This is a genomic window from Sphingomonas sp. GW821-FHT04B01, assembly GCF_059420425.1.
Map to the genome: position 1 here is coordinate 169,598 of NZ_JBWKTR010000004.1, position 13,533 is coordinate 183,130.

Here is a 13,533-nt window from a genome sequence, read left to right on the forward strand (position 1 = left end):
GGCGCATGCCGAGTGGTGGAGGGGGAGGAATCTTCGACCGGCTCTCCCCCGCCATCCCGGCGTGCACCGGAATGACGGGGCAGGTGGGGTGAGGGTGGCAACCGGGCGCGAACCTGCTACACGCCGGCGCCTGAACCATGGCGTCCGAAGCTCCCCGCACCTCCCGATTCACCGCATTCCGCGATCAAGGCGGGCTGCGCGGCCTCGTGCGTCGCGTCTGGCGGCGCTGGTGGGTCAAGGGGCTGGCGATCCTCGCGCTGCTCGCCGCGATCGGCTATGGCGTGCTGTGGGTGACGATCCTGCGCGACCTGCCCTCGGTCGACCAGCTGCGCACCTACGAACCGCCGCTGCCCACCAACGTGCGCGGCATCGACGGGACGCCGATCCAGTCCTACGCCCGCGAACGGCGCGTCGAACTGAGCTTCGCCGAATATCCGCCGATGCTCGTCCGCGCCTTCCTCGCCGCGGAGGACAAGACCTTCTTCGAGCATCACGGCGTCGACTATCCCGGCCTCGGCGGCGCGGTGATCGATTATGCGCGCAAGTTCGGCACCGGCCGGCGCGCCAAGGGCGGCTCGACCATCACTCAGCAGGTCGCCAAGAACCTGCTGATCGGCAACGCCTATTCGCCGACGCGCAAGCTCAAGGAGGCGATCCTCGCCTATAAGATCGAGGATACGCTGACCAAGCCGCAGATCCTCGAACTGTATCTCAACCAGATCGCGCTGGGGCGGAACGCCTTCGGCGTCGAGGCGGCGAGCCACGCCTATTTCGACAAGGAGCTCGACGAGCTCGACCTCGCGCAGCTCGCCTATCTGGCGATCCTGCCCAAGGGGCCGTCGAACTACGATCCCGTCCGCCACGCCGATCGCGCGATGACGCGGCGCAATTACGTGCTCGGCGAGATGCTGCGCAACGGCTTCATCACCCAGGCACAGCACGACCAGGCGGCGGGCGAGCCGCTCGGCACGATCCTGCGCCGCACGCCGAAATTCGAGCGCGTCGGCGGCTATTTCGTCGAGGAGGTGCGGCGCCAGCTGATCGGCAGGTTCGGGGAGACCGCGCGCGACGGCCCCTATGGCGTCTATCAGGGCGGGCTGTGGGTGCGCACCTCGCTCGACACGCGGTTGCAGGATCTTGCGGCGGAGGCGCTGCGCGATGGCCTGTTGCGCTACGATCGCGGCCGCGGCTGGGCCGGGCCGATCGCGCATAAGGACGTCGACGGCGACAACTGGCTGCAGACGTTGCTCAACACCAATATCGGGCTCGACTATAGCGACTGGCGTGCCGGCATCGTGATCGCGCGCGACGGCGACGCGTGGCAGATCGGGTTCAGCGACGGCCAGACCGGTCGTCTGCCGCGCGGCAACGCCCAAATGCCGGTGCGCGGCAAGGGCGGTACGAGCTTCGGCGCGATCGAGCCGGGCGACATCATCGCGGTGGCGCCGGCGGGTGGCGAATACAGCCTGCGCTCCGTCCCCAAGGTCTCCGGCGGCTTCGTCGTCGAGGAGCCGGCGACCGGGCGCGTGCTGGCGATGCAGGGCGGCTTCGACAGCCGGTTGCAGGCGTTCAACCGCGCGACGCAGGCGCTGCGCCAGCCCGGCTCGACGATCAAGCCGATCGTCTATTCCGCCGCGCTGGAGAATGGCATGACGCCGGCGTCGATCATCATCGACGGGCCGTTCTGCGTCTATCAGGGTGCGCGGCTCGGGCAGAAATGCTTCCGCAACTTCGGCAATATGCGCGCCGCCGGGCCGCATACGATGCGCTGGGGCATCGAACAGTCGCGCAACCTGATGACCGTGCGCGCCGCCGCGACCACCGGCATGCCCAAGGTGGTCGACGTGATGAAGCGGATGGGGGTGGGCGACTACCAGCCCTATCTCGCCAATGCGCTCGGCGCCGGCGTCACCACGGTCAGCCGCATGGTCAACGCTTATGCGACGCTCGCCAACAACGGCCGCGCGCACGCGCCGACGCTGATCGACTTCGTCCAGGATCGCCACGGCAAGGTCATCCTGCCCGAGAATTGGCGTGCCTGCGACGGCTGCAACGCGCGCGACTGGGACGGCAAGGCGATGCCGCGCCCCGGCGACCGCGCGCGGCAGGTGATCGACGCGATGACCGCCTATCAGATGGTCCATATCACCGAGGGCGTGATCCAGCGCGGTACCGCGGTCGTGCTGCGCGATCTCGACCGGCCGATGTTCGGCAAGACCGGCACGACGACCGGGCCGACCGACGTCTGGTTCGTCGGCGGTACGCCGCAGTTCATCGGCGGGCTGTACGTCGGCTACGACACGCCGACCAACCTCGGCGGCTATGCGCAGGGCGGCACCTTCGCCGCGCCGATCTTCAAGGAGTTCGCGGTCAAGGCGTATGAGGGACTCGAGAAGATCCCGTTCCGCGCGCCCGCCGGCATCCGCATGGTGCGCATCGACCGGGCGAGCGGGCGGCCGGTCTACGGCACCTTCCCGACCGACGCCGATCCCAAGGCGGCGGTGATCTGGGAGGCGTTCAAGCCGCAGAGCGAGCCGCGCCGCGCGATCCATCGCGGGCCGTCACCGACCGCCGCGGCGGCGGCCAGCGCACCCACCCGCGCGGCCAATACGCCCCGCGACAGCGATTTCTTGCAAAGACAAGGCGGAATCTACTAGCGCCTGCTCCTACATAGGCGCTTCCATCGCCATTCAGCTTACCCGGAGAGTTCCCATGCGCGCCGAAGCGCAGTCCCACGTCGACAGCATCAAAGAGGCACTGGCATTGCTGCGCCGGTTCCTCGATTGGGACCGTGCGCTCCGCCGTCTCGACGAACTCAACGCCCGCGTCGAGGACCAGGCGCTGTGGAACGACCCCAAGGCTGCGCAGGAGGTGATGCGCGAGCGGCGGCGCCTCGACGAGGCGATCACCGCGACGCGCGCGATCCAGTCCGAGCTCGACGACACCGTCGAGCTGATCGAGATGGCCGAGGCCGAGGGCGACACTGCGATGGAGGCGGAGGGCGTCGAGGCGCTCACCGCGCTGGCGGAACGAGCCGACCGCGACAAGATCCAGGCGTTGCTCGCCGGCGAGGCCGACGCGAACGACACCTATATCGAGATCAACTCGGGCGCCGGCGGCACCGAGAGCCAGGATTGGGCGGGCATGCTGCAGCGCATGTACACGCGCTGGGCGGAACGCCGCGGCATGAAGGTCGAGCTGATCGACTATCATGCCGGCGAACAGGCGGGGATCAAGTCGGCGACGTTGCTGGTCAAGGGCGAGAACGCCTATGGCTATGCCAAGACCGAGAGCGGCGTGCACCGGCTGGTCCGGATCAGCCCCTATGACAGCGCGGCGCGGCGCCACACCAGTTTCTCGAGCGTCTGGGTCTATCCGGTCATCGATGACGACATCCAGGTCGAATATAATGAAAGCGACCTGCGCATCGACACCTATCGCGCGAGCGGAGCGGGCGGCCAGCACATCAACACGACCGATTCGGCGGTGCGCATCACGCATATCCCGACCGGCATCGTCGTGCAGTGCCAGAACCAGCGTTCGCAGCACAAGAACAAGGCGGAGGCGTACAACCAGTTGCGCGCCCGCCTGTACGAGCGCGAACTCGCGATCCGCGAACAGGCGGCCAATGCCGAGAACGCCACCAAGACCGATATCGGCTGGGGGCATCAGATCCGCAGCTACGTGCTCCAGCCGTATCAGCTGGTGAAGGACCTGCGCACCGGCACGACCTCGACCGCACCGAGCGACGTGCTCGACGGCGCGCTCGATCCGTTCATGGCGGCGGCGCTGTCGCAGCGCGTGACCGGCGAAAAGGTCGAGGTGGAGGACGTGGATTGAGCCTGCGCCGGACCCTGATCGTCGCGTCCGTGCTGGCGCTGGCCGCGTGCGACGGGTCCAAGCCGCTGATCAAGCGCGACGAACAGCCGATGCTCTTTCCCGTGGCGGATCGGCCGGTGGCGCATATCGTCTCGGCGCGCTGGTCGAACGAGGAGGCGCGCGACCGACTCAACGAGGCGAGCGAGGTGATGAACAAGGCGGGTATCGCCAAGGGCATGACCGTCGCCGACATCGGTGCGGGCGAGGGCTATTACACGATCCGTCTGGCGAGCCGCGTCGGCAAGGCGGGGCGCGTGCTGGCGGAGGATATCGTCGCCAGCGTACGCGACATGCTCGCCGAGCGCGTCGCGCGCGAGGATTTGGAGAACGTCTCGGTCCGGCTGGGCGCGCCCGCCGACCCCAAGCTGCCCGATGCGAGCTTCGACCGCGTGCTGATGGTCCACATGTACCACGAGATCGAGCAGCCCTATGAATTCCTGTGGCGGCTGCGGCCGGCGCTGAAGCCCGACGGGTTGGTCGTCGTCGTCGACGCCAATCGCCAGACGCAGAATCACGGCACCCCGCCGGCGCTGCTCCGCTGCGAGTTCGAGGCGGTCGGCTATCGCCAGGTGTCGATGACGGAGATGCCCTCCGCCGGCGGCTATCTGGCGACCTTCCGCGCGGTCGGCCCGCGGCCCGAGCCGGAAGCGATCAAGCCCTGCGTCCTCCGCTAGGCGGGGACGCGCCGAGCGAGATCGTATTCAGTCGAATTCCTCCCCGTCAGGGGGAGGGCTATCGCATATGGCTGCAGTGATGAGGCTCAATCAATTTCCCCATTAGATTCGTCACCCCGGACTCGTTCCGGGGTCCACCGGGCCGCGAGAGAACGGTGTCGAATAAAGCCTTTCTCCTCGCCGCAGGGTGGACCCCGGAACGAGTCCGGGGTGACGGAGTGGGCTTGGAAGACGACAGGCTCACACGAGCGTCCATATGCAATTGCCCTGCCCTACTAGGGGAGGACTTTTCCCGCAAAGCCCTGGGGGCGAACCCGCCTAGATCAGTCCTGCGTCGCGCAGGCTCGTCACCTCGGCGCCCGCGACGATCAGATGGTCCGCCAGCACCAGATCGAGCGCGTCCGCCACCCGTGCGAGCGCGCGCGTATAGGCCATGTCCGCGGCGCTCGGCCGGGTGCTGCCGCGCGGATGGTTGTGCGCCAAAACCAGCGCCGTCGCGTCGAGTCGCAGCGCCTCGGCGATGATCGTGCGCAGCGGCGGCGTTACCGTATCGGCGGACCCGACGAAGTCGGACCGGCCGAGAAGCGTCCATTGCGGATCAAGATAGAGCACGACCGCGCGCTCGATCGCCGCGTCCGCCAGCCCGGTGAGCAGGACGGCAGCCGCGCGCGCATCGGCGATCACGATCGGAGCAGAGAGATCCGGCACCAGCGATCCTTGCCGCAGCCACCCGCGCTACGCAGCAAAAAGCTCGCCCAAATCGGCCGCAGGCGGTACGCGTCGCGCATGCGGCAATATCTCGATCTCATGGACCGCGTGCTGACCAGCGGCGCGGAGCAGATGGACCGGACCGGCACCGGCACCTTGTCCGTCTTCGGCGCGCAGATGCGCTTCGATCTGGCGCAGGGCTTTCCGGTGCTCACCACCAAGAAGCTGCACCTGCGCTCGATCATCATCGAATTGCTCTGGTTCCTGCGCGGCGACACCAACGTGCGCTGGTTGCAGGAGCAGCAGGTCCGCATCTGGGACGAATGGGGAGACGCGGCGGGCGACCTCGGCCCCGTTTACGGCAAGCAATGGCGGGACTGGGTGGCGGCGGACGGTCGGCACATCGACCAGATCGCGGAACTGGTCGAGCAGATCAAGACGCAGCCCGCCTCGCGTCGCCAGATCGTCTCCGCCTGGAACCCCGGCGACCTTCACGCGATGGCGCTGGCGCCGTGCCACTGCCTGTTCCAGACGCATGTCGCCAACGGCCGGCTGTCGCTGCAACTCTATCAACGGTCGGCGGATATCTTCCTCGGCGTGCCGTTCAACATCGCCAGCTATGCGCTGCTGACCCACATCCTCGCGCAGCAATGCGGGCTCGAGGTGGGGGAGTTCATCTGGACGGGCGGCGACTGCCATCTCTACACCAACCACCTCGATCAGGCGCGTCTGCAACTGACGCGGACGCCGGGGCCGCTGCCGCGGCTGGAGATCCTGCGGCGGCCCGAATCGATCGACGCCTATGGCTATGAGGATTTCGTACTGCACGATTATGCCGCGCAGCCGCATATCAAGGCGGCGGTGTCGGTGTGATCAGCTTCCACTTGGCGCGCGCCGACAATGGCGTGATCGGCCGCGACGGCGGCTTGCCGTGGCGGCTGCCCGCCGATCTCAAGCGCTTCAAGGCGATGACGCTGGGACGGCCGATGGTGATGGGGCGCAAGACGTTCGAGAGCTTTCCCGCACCCTTGCCGGGGCGGCGGCATATCGTGCTGACGCGGGACCGGAGCTGGGCGGCGGCCGGCGCCGAGGTGGTTCACGACGTCGATGCCGCGCTGGCACTGGCGGGGGACGACGTCGCGGTGATCGGCGGCGCGGAGGTGTTCGCGCTGTTCCGCGATCGGGCGGACCGGATCGAGCTGACCGAGGTGCATTGCGCCGCCGAGGGCGACGTGACGATGCCGAGCTTCGACGGCTGGCGTGAGGTGGCGCGGGAGGACGTCGCCGCCGAAGGCGAGCGACCGGCCTATAGTTTCGTGACGTTGGTGCGCTAGGCCGGATCGATATTTGGTCTCCTGTCGATTCCGGGAAGGTGATGCTCGCCGAAGCGTCGCCCTTTTGTCACCCGGGAGCTAGTCGAAACCTTTGGAAACGCCCCCCGGTGCTCCTGCGAACGCAGGAGCCCAGGAGTTCCACACCCCACAAGGCGTCGGGTTCTTGGCCCTGGGCTCCTGCGTGCGCAGGAGCACTATGGTGAACAGCCGATGATGCGACCTTTCGCAGAGGTTTCGATCACCCGGCGGTGAAGGTCAGGCCCGCCTTGTCCTGCAACCGGTCGCGCAGCGTCGTGCCGAGCAGCGCGCCCGGCGTCCACACGCCGCCCGCGCCTTCGGTTTCGAGCAGGCAGCGTGCGGTCTCGGCGATCATCTTGCTGGTCGAGCCATAGCCGGGATCGCGATCGCCGGTGACGACCGCGTCGAAGCGTGCGCCATCCGGCATCAGGCCGACGAACAGCAGGTCGTAATGGCCCGCGTCGCGCTCCGCCTTGCTCGGGCCTTCGCCGGGCTTGGGTCCCTTGTCGCTGGCGAGCGGATTGAGCTTGGCGATCGCCTCGGCGGCGGCCTTGCCCATCTCGCCGAGGCCGGCGACCATCATCTCGTCGTAGATGAAATCGGTGCCGTAGCGGTGGCCGAGCAGGAAATTGGTGCGATGGACGTTCTTGGTGTTGATCGCCGCCATGATGAACGGCGCGACCCAGGTGTTGAGCGTCGCGTCGAATTCGGGGAACAGCCCGGTCGGCTGGTGCGGGCCGCTGAACCCCGGCGTCAGTGCGAAAGGATTGGCGAGCAACCCGAGGATCGACGGATCGCGCGCCGCTGCGGCGAGCGTCGCCTTGAGGCTGGCCGCCGTGCCGCCGGAGAAACCGCCCTGCATCGCGCGGACGCGGCCCTTCACCCGCGGCGCGGGGTGGCCGTATTTCGCCCGCGCGCATTCCTGCAAGGTGAGCACGCCGAGATCGAAGGGGATCGAATCGAAACCGCAGGAGAAGACGATGCGCGCACCGCTCGCCTGTGCGGCGGCGTGATGCGCGTCGATCATCTGGCGCATCTAGGCGGGCTCGCCGCACAGATCGACATAAGCGGTGCCGGCGGCGACGCAGGCGGCGACCAGGGCTGCGCCATAGAGCTGGTAGGGGCCGACGGTGGTGACGACGACGCGGGTCGATTCGGCCATCGCCTTGAGCGAGGCGGGATCGTCGGCGTCGGCGACGATCAGCGGCGTGTCGGCGGGCGCGCCGATAAGGTCGCGCACCTCCTCCAGCTTGGCGCGGCTGCGCCCCGCCATCGCCCAGCGCGTGACCTGCTGCTGGCTGAGATAGTCGGCGACGAGGCGGCCGGTAAAGCCGGTCGCGCCATAGACGATGATGTCATGGTCGCGCATGGGTCTCTCCTGTTCTGCTGTCCGTACCGGTGATGGGCGTGGACGGGCGCGGGATCAAGATGCTGCCGTCCTCGCTCACCGCCCTCCCGTCATGCCGGCAAAAGCGAAACCTTTGCGAAAGCGCCCAGTGCTCCTGCGAAAGCAGGAGCCCAGGAGTCCCGCACGCCATACGCGGTTGTTCTGCTTGGCTCTGGGCTCCTGCTTGCGCAGGAGCACTGTGACCTGTCCCACCCACATCGTCATCACCGCGAAGGCGGGGATGACGGTCAAGGCGAGGGCTAGGCCGCCTCGCTGAACTGCAAACTCGCCAGCCGGGCATACAGCCCGCCGCGGCCGATCAGCGAGGCGTGGTTTCCTTCCTCGACGATGCGACCCTGATCCATCACCACGATCCGCTGTGCGGCGCGGACGGTTGCGAGCCGGTGCGCGATGACCAGCGTCGTGCGATTCTCCATCAGCCGGTCGAGCGCTTGCTGCACCAGCCGCTCGCTCTCGGCATCGAGCGCGCTGGTCGCCTCGTCGAGCAGCAGGATCGGCGCATTGCGGAGCAGCGCGCGCGCGATCGTGACGCGCTGGCGCTGGCCGCCCGACAGCCGCGCGCCGCCTTCGCCGAGGTTGGTGTCGAGCCCCTGCGGCAGCGCGCGCAGGAAGTCGGCTGCATTGGCGACCTCGGCGGCGGCCCAGAGTTCGTCGTCGGTCGCCTCCCAATGGCCGTAGCGCAGATTGTCGCGCGCGCTGGCACCGAAGATCACCGTATCCTGCGGCACCATCGCGATCTGCGCGCGCACCGCGGCGGGATCGGCCTCGCGCAGGTCGACGCCGTCGAGCAGGATGCGGCCCTCGGCCGGATCGTAGAAGCGCTCGGCGAGCTGGAACAGCGTCGACTTGCCCGCACCCGACGGACCGACCACCGCCACCGTCTCGCCGGCGCGGATCGCCAGCGTGAAATCCTCGAGCGCCGCGACGTCCGGCCGCGTCGGATAATGGAAGCGGACATGATCGAAGGTCAGCGCGCCGCTGACCGGCACCGGCAGCGGGATCGGCGCGGCGGGGCGGGTGATCTCGGGCTGTTCGCGCAGCAGCTCGGCGAGCCGGCCGGCGGCGCCGGCACCACGCAGCAGATCGCCATAGACTTCGGTAAGCGCGCCGAACGCGCCGGCGACGATGCCGCCGGTCAGCACGAAGGCGGCGATCGCGCCGCCGGTGATGCGGCCGGCGGCGACGTCGGTCGCGCCCTCCCACAGCACCAGAGTGATCGAGCCGAAGATCAGGAAGATCATGATCGCGGTCATCACCGCGCGCAGGCCGATGCGGCGCTTGGCCGCGGCGAAGGTGGCGTCGACCGCGGCGGTGAAGCGCTGCGCCTCGCGCGGTTCCTGACCGAAGGCCTGGACGATCTTCATCGCGCCCAGCGTCTCGGTGGCGAGCGAGCCGACGTCGGCGACGCGATCCTGCGACGCGCGCGACAGGTTGCGGATGCGGCGGCCGAGCACGGTCACCGGCAGAATGATGAACGGGATGCCGAGCAGCAGCATGCCCGCGAGTTTCGGCGACAAGGCGAACAGGTAGATCATGCCGCCGACGCCGGTGAAGGTGTTGCGCAGCGCGATCGACACGGTGCTGCCGACGACGCCCTCGATCAGCGTGGTGTCCGAGGTGAGGCGCGACGCGATCTCCGATGGGCGGTTCTCCTCGAAGAAGCGCGGCGTCAGGCCGAGCAGATGCGCCTGCACCTGCGTGCGGATGTCGGCGACGACGCGCTCGCCGAGCCAGGAGACGAAATAGAAGCGGATCGCGGTGGCGATGGCGAGCACCGCGACGATCATCAGCAGATAATGGAACGAGGACGCCACCGAGCCCTCGCCGCCGGGCGTGAAGCCGCGGTCGATCACCCGCTTGAAGCCATAAGGGATGCCGATCGTCGCCGCCGACGTGGTGGTGAGCGCGGCGAGCGCGATGGCGAGCTGGCGCGGATAGGCGAGGACGCGATCCCACACGAGGCGCAGGTCGCCGAGGCGGCGGGTGGTCGGTAGCGGAGATTTGGCCATCCTTACCGCGCCTAGCAGGCGTGGGGGAGCGGCTCAACGGCACCGGCCGATGCGGGCAGGGGCCTCGTCGGCGATCTCGGGCGTTCAGACTGATCGGAGCGTATCGTTGGTCCGATTGCATCGAACGTGATACGGATTACGTATACGGCAACCTTTTTGGGCGAAGATATCAGCATGCTCTATGATGCCTATGAAATGCAGCGCTCGATGCTGGCCGGGGCGAGTGCAATGGCCAGCTTCGGTGCCGACTGGATGCGCAATCCCGCCAATCCGTGGTCGTATATGGATGGCGGATCGGTGGTCAGTTCGGCGCTCGAGGTGTTCGCCCATGCCTCGGCGACGCGCGGCAAGCCGGCGTTCGGATTGACGCACACGACCGTCGACGGCGGCGAGGTCGCGGTGACCGAGGAGATCGTGCTGCAGAAGCCGTTCGGTCAGCTCAAGCGTTTCCGTCGCGAAGGCGTCGAGGGTGGACCGAAGCTCCTGATCGTCGCGCCGATGTCGGGCCATTTCGCGACGTTGCTGCGCGGTACGGTGGAACGGATGCTGCCGAGCGCCGACGTCTACATCACCGATTGGCGCGATGCGAAGCTGGTGCCGTTGAGCGAAGGCCGCTTCGATCTCGACGATTATATCGATTATCTCATCGCGTTCCTGGAGACGATGGGGGCCAACGACGGACAGGGCGGCACGCATATGCTCGCGGTCTGCCAGCCGTCCGTGCCCTGCTATGCCGCCGTCGCGCTGATGAGCGCCGACCGGAACCCGAGCCGTCCGCGCACGCTGACGATGATGGGCGGTCCGGTCGACACGCGCGAGGCGCCGACCGCGGTCAACACGCTGGCCACCGAACGGCCGCATGCCTGGTTCGAGCAGAATGCGGTGGTGACCGTGCCGATGATGTATCCGGGCGGCGGACGGAAGGTCTATCCCGGCTTTCTCCAGCTTGCCGGCTTCATGTCGATGAACCTCGGCAACCACATGATGTCGCATTGGGAGATGTTCAAACATCTCGTCCAAGGCGACGAGGAAAGCGCCGACGCCACCAAAGGCTTTTACGAGGAATATCGCTCGGTTTGCGACATGACCGCGGAATTCTACCTGCAGACGGTCGAGCTGGTGTTCCAGAAGCATGCCTTGCCGAAGGGCGAGATGATGCATCGGGGGCGGCGGGTCGATCCGGCGGCGATCACCGACGTCGGGATCCTGGCGATTGAGGGAGAGCGCGACGACATTTCCGGTCTGGGACAGACCAAGGCGGCGCTGACGTTGGCGACCAACCTGTCGGACGAGAAGAAGCGGTATTACATGGCGGAAGGTGCCGGCCATTACGGCATCTTCAACGGTTCGAAGTGGCGCAACCGGGTGGCGCCGGTGGTCGAGGAATGGATCGCGGCCAACGGCTGACCGCGATGACGGGGCGGCGCGCGGCCGCCCCGGTTTCGATCAGGCGACCGAGCCGACCACGGCGTGGCTGCTCGATTCGTCGCCATGAATGGTGCCGCCGAAGAGCATCTTGACGCGGCCGGAGATCGAGATGTCGGTCTCCCACAATTCGGCGCTGTCGATGTCGAAGCGCAGCAGCGTCAGGTTCGGGTCCTGCTTGCCGCCGGGAAACCACGCCTCGACCTGGTTGTTCCAGAGCTTGTCGATCTGTGCGGGATCGTTGTCGGTGGTCACCGAGCCGGCGAGGCAGGCGAAGAAGTCATGCCCCTTGCCGACGAACTGCGCCATGGCGTCGCCGCCCTTGGCAATGCGATTGTCGCGACCGGCGAAGAAGAACAGTGTATTGGGCTGATCGTCGTCGATCTGTGCGGTCATCGGTTCGGAATGCTCGCCATCGATCAGGCCGATCATCACGAACGGGCTGCTGCGCAGCTTCTCGAGGAACTTGGCAGCGATTTCCTGCGGGCTGTGCTGATCGGCCATGCGTCTTCTCCTATGGGGTCGGCGGGAGAACGAGCATCGCTGGGGTTGGTTGCGCGATAGGGCCGGTGTGGTCATGATCGCTCGCGGCGGCGCTCCTGCCGTCACGACAGAGGAGTAAGCCCATGAAGCTTGCCGATCTGTGCCTGATCCTGGGCGTGCTCTTCAGCTTCGGGACCTTGGTCCTGAAGATCATCGAAGTGGCACGCCAAAGGTAGGGTGCCGGGCGGGGTTCGGGTGGCAGCCCGGACCCCAAACGATTGAGCCCCGACCGTAGCAGCGGCCGGGGCTCCAACAGAGGGCAGCCCATGAAGTTGCCGACGCCTATTTACCGTTTCGGCTGCCGATTTTCAACCTCACAGCACCTCGAACAGGCCCGCCGCGCCCATGCCGCCGCCGACGCACATCGTCACGACGACATACTTCGCGCCGCGGCGCTTGCCTTCGATCAGCGCATGGCCGGTCATGCGCGCGCCCGACATGCCGTAGGGATGGCCGATCGAGATCGCGCCGCCGTTGACGTTGAGCAGCTCGTCGGGGATGCCGAGCGTATCGCGGCAGTAGAGGACCTGCACCGCGAACGCCTCGTTGAGTTCCCACAGGCCGATGTCGGCCATCGTCAGGCCGTTCTTTTCGAGCAGCTTGGGGACGGCATAGACCGGGCCGATGCCCATTTCGTCGGGCTTGGTGCCGGCGACCGCCATGCCGACATAGCGGCCGAGCGGGGTGAGGCCGCGCGCGGCGGCGACGCTCTCCTCCATCAGCACCGCGGCCGAGGCGCCGTCGGAAAGCTGGCTGGCGTTGCCGGCGGTGATGACGCCGTCGGGGCCGACGACGGGTTGCAGCGCCTGCAAGCCTTCCAGCGTCGTGTCGGCGCGGTTGCCCTCGTCCTTCGACAAAGTGACGTCCTTGGTGCTGACCGCCTTGGTCGCCTTGTCGACCACGTTCATCGTCGCCGACAGCGGTACGATCTCGGCGTCGAAGCGGCCGGCGGCCTGCGCGGCGGCGGTGCGCTGCTGCGACTGGAGGCCATAGGCGTCCTGCGACTCGCGGCTGATGCCGTAGCGCTTGGCGACGACCTCGGCGGTCTGGAGCATCGGCATGTAGATGTCGCCGTGCATCGCGATCAGCTGCTTGTCGGGGGCGACGCGCATCTGCGGGGTCTGGACGAGGCTGACGCTTTCGACGCCGCCGCCGACCGCGATGTCCATGCCGTCGAGCACGATCTGCTTGGCGGCGGTGGCGATCGCCATCAGGCCGCTGGCGCATTGGCGGTCGAGCGACATGCCCGGCACCGAGATCGGCAGGCCGGCGCGCAAGGCCGATTGGCGGGCGATGTTGCCGGCCTGATGGCCCTGCTGGAGCGCGGCGCCGATCACCACGTCCTCCACCTCGGCGCCGTCGAGGCCGGCGCGCTGGACCGCGTGGCTGATCGCATGGGCGGCGAGCGCCTGCGGCGTGGTGTCGTTGAAGGCGCCGCGATAGGCGCGACCGATCGGGGTGCGGGCGGTGGAGACGATGACGGCGGAGCGCATGGGCTAACTTCCCTAACTTCACGCATAAAGCGTGGGGTGGAT

At 67.6% G+C, this 13,533-nt stretch carries 10 protein-coding genes and 1 pseudogene; 6 read left to right on the top strand and 5 right to left on the bottom strand.

Going from position 1 to position 13,533, the window contains the following annotated elements; genetic code table 11:
• Positions 1–137: 137 nt before the first annotated feature.
• Genes AC07UH_RS11860 through AC07UH_RS11870 form a run of 3 tightly spaced genes read left to right on the top strand, consistent with a single transcriptional unit; the run spans position 138 to position 4,553 of the window.
• Entirely contained in the window at positions 138–2,657 is a 2,520-nt protein-coding gene (locus tag AC07UH_RS11860) for a penicillin-binding protein 1A (protein WP_495180598.1), read from the top strand.
• Positions 2,658–2,712: 55 nt separating this feature from the next.
• Entirely contained in the window at positions 2,713–3,840 is a 1,128-nt protein-coding gene (gene prfB / locus AC07UH_RS11865) for a peptide chain release factor 2 (protein ID WP_495180599.1), read from the top strand.
• Positions 3,837–4,553, top strand: a complete 717-nt coding sequence (locus tag AC07UH_RS11870; protein WP_052075548.1) for a class I SAM-dependent methyltransferase — start codon at positions 3,837–3,839, stop codon at positions 4,551–4,553. The genes prfB and AC07UH_RS11870 overlap by 4 nt, the downstream gene beginning before the upstream one ends.
• 318 nt (positions 4,554–4,871) lie before the next feature.
• On the opposite strand, the gene AC07UH_RS11875 is transcribed toward AC07UH_RS11870, so the two are convergent.
• Positions 4,872–5,261, bottom strand: coding sequence for a JAB domain-containing protein (locus AC07UH_RS11875; protein ID WP_495180600.1), 390 nt, complete (start codon positions 5,259–5,261; stop codon positions 4,872–4,874).
• Positions 5,262–5,339: 78 nt separating this feature from the next.
• On the opposite strand from AC07UH_RS11875, the gene AC07UH_RS11880 reads away from it, so the two are divergent.
• Positions 5,340–6,134: a thymidylate synthase gene (locus AC07UH_RS11880; RefSeq protein ID WP_495180601.1), complete on the top strand. Its 795-nt coding sequence runs from the start codon at positions 5,340–5,342 to the stop codon at positions 6,132–6,134.
• Positions 6,131–6,595, top strand: coding sequence for a dihydrofolate reductase (locus AC07UH_RS11885; RefSeq protein ID WP_495180602.1), 465 nt, complete (start codon positions 6,131–6,133; stop codon positions 6,593–6,595). The genes AC07UH_RS11880 and AC07UH_RS11885 overlap by 4 nt, the downstream gene beginning before the upstream one ends.
• 238 nt (positions 6,596–6,833) lie before the next feature.
• Here the strand turns inward: AC07UH_RS11885 and AC07UH_RS11890 are convergent.
• Together AC07UH_RS11890 and AC07UH_RS11895 are read right to left on the bottom strand one after the other, a co-directional pair.
• Positions 6,834–7,982 (bottom strand): annotated as a pseudogene (locus tag AC07UH_RS11890) (saccharopine dehydrogenase family protein).
• A gap of 278 nt (positions 7,983–8,260) precedes the next feature.
• Entirely contained in the window at positions 8,261–10,030 is a 1,770-nt protein-coding gene (locus AC07UH_RS11895; RefSeq protein ID WP_495180603.1) for an ABC transporter transmembrane domain-containing protein, read from the bottom strand.
• Positions 10,031–10,204: 174 nt separating this feature from the next.
• Between AC07UH_RS11895 and AC07UH_RS11900 the strand changes: the two genes are divergently transcribed.
• Positions 10,205–11,437, top strand: coding sequence for a polyhydroxyalkanoate depolymerase (locus AC07UH_RS11900; RefSeq protein ID WP_495180604.1), 1,233 nt, complete (start codon positions 10,205–10,207; stop codon positions 11,435–11,437).
• Positions 11,438–11,476: 39 nt separating this feature from the next.
• Here AC07UH_RS11900 and AC07UH_RS11905 read toward each other — a convergent pair whose 3' ends face one another.
• Entirely contained in the window at positions 11,477–11,959 is a 483-nt protein-coding gene (locus AC07UH_RS11905) for a pyridoxamine 5'-phosphate oxidase family protein (protein ID WP_038661152.1), read from the bottom strand.
• 353 nt (positions 11,960–12,312) lie between these two features.
• Positions 12,313–13,491, bottom strand: a complete 1,179-nt coding sequence (locus AC07UH_RS11910) for an acetyl-CoA C-acyltransferase (RefSeq protein ID WP_495180605.1) — start codon at positions 13,489–13,491, stop codon at positions 12,313–12,315.
• Positions 13,492–13,533: the final 42 nt, after the last annotated feature.

Coding starts and splice junctions, on each gene's coding strand:
- AC07UH_RS11880 (WP_495180601.1), top strand. CDS start 5,340: ATGCGGCAATATCTCGATCTCATGGACCGCGTGCTGACCAGCGGCGCG.
- AC07UH_RS11910 (WP_495180605.1), bottom strand. CDS start 13,491: ATGCGCTCCGCCGTCATCGTCTCCACCGCCCGCACCCCGATCGGTCGC.
- AC07UH_RS11905 (WP_038661152.1), bottom strand. CDS start 11,959: ATGGCCGATCAGCACAGCCCGCAGGAAATCGCTGCCAAGTTCCTCGAG.
- AC07UH_RS11895 (WP_495180603.1), bottom strand. CDS start 10,030: ATGGCCAAATCTCCGCTACCGACCACCCGCCGCCTCGGCGACCTGCGC.
- AC07UH_RS11860 (WP_495180598.1), top strand. CDS start 138: ATGGCGTCCGAAGCTCCCCGCACCTCCCGATTCACCGCATTCCGCGAT.
- prfB (WP_495180599.1), top strand. CDS start 2,713: ATGCGCGCCGAAGCGCAGTCCCACGTCGACAGCATCAAAGAGGCACTG.
- AC07UH_RS11900 (WP_495180604.1), top strand. CDS start 10,205: ATGCTCTATGATGCCTATGAAATGCAGCGCTCGATGCTGGCCGGGGCG.